The organism is Pseudoalteromonas rubra, from assembly GCF_005887095.1.
Lineage (GTDB): Bacteria > Pseudomonadota > Gammaproteobacteria > Enterobacterales > Alteromonadaceae > Pseudoalteromonas > Pseudoalteromonas rubra_E.
Genome location: NZ_PNCI01000149.1, coordinates 1 through 457, shown reverse-complemented (window position 1 = coordinate 457; position 457 = coordinate 1). Strand labels below are relative to the sequence as shown.

The 457-nt window shown below is 48.4% G+C and carries 4 tRNA genes; all 4 read right to left on the bottom strand.

The window, feature by feature from the left end:
- Nucleotides 1-45: 45 nt before the first annotated feature.
- The 4 genes from CWB99_RS23665 to CWB99_RS23650 all read right to left on the bottom strand — a co-directional run bounded on the left by CWB99_RS23665 (nt 46) and on the right by CWB99_RS23650 (nt 404).
- Nucleotides 46-120, bottom strand: a tRNA-Gln gene (locus CWB99_RS23665).
- Between the two features lie 41 nt (nt 121-161).
- A tRNA-Leu gene (locus CWB99_RS23660) sits at nt 162-246 on the bottom strand.
- Between the two features lie 4 nt (nt 247-250).
- Nucleotides 251-327, bottom strand: a tRNA-Met gene (locus CWB99_RS23655).
- 2 nt (nt 328-329) lie between these two features.
- A tRNA-Gln gene (locus tag CWB99_RS23650) sits at nt 330-404 on the bottom strand.
- Nucleotides 405-457 lie beyond the last annotated feature (53 nt).

Genomic DNA, 457 nt, shown 5'->3' with positions numbered 1-457 from the left:
CAATTCCGCCACTTCCGCATCAAATTGTATCCCTTAAAGAAGAGATGGCTGGAGTACCAGGATTTGAACCTGGGAATGGCGGGATCAAAACCCGCTGCCTTACCGCTTGGCGATACTCCAACAAAGGTAGTAAAGTTGTTTCAGTTCAAACTTTAAGAACATGGTGCGGAAGGAGAGACTTGAACTCTCACATCCGAAGATACTGGAACCTAAATCCAGCGCGTCTACCAATTCCGCCACTTCCGCAACGTGGTGGCTATGCCCTGATTTGAACAGGGGACCCCATCATTATGAGTGATGTGCTCTAACCAGCTGAGCTACATAGCCAATGGCTGGAGTACCAGGATTTGAACCTGGGAATGGCGGGATCAAAACCCGCTGCCTTACCGCTTGGCGATACTCCAACGAAACTAAATCTGTTTTAGTTCTGACTTAAAAGAACATGGTGCGGAAGGAG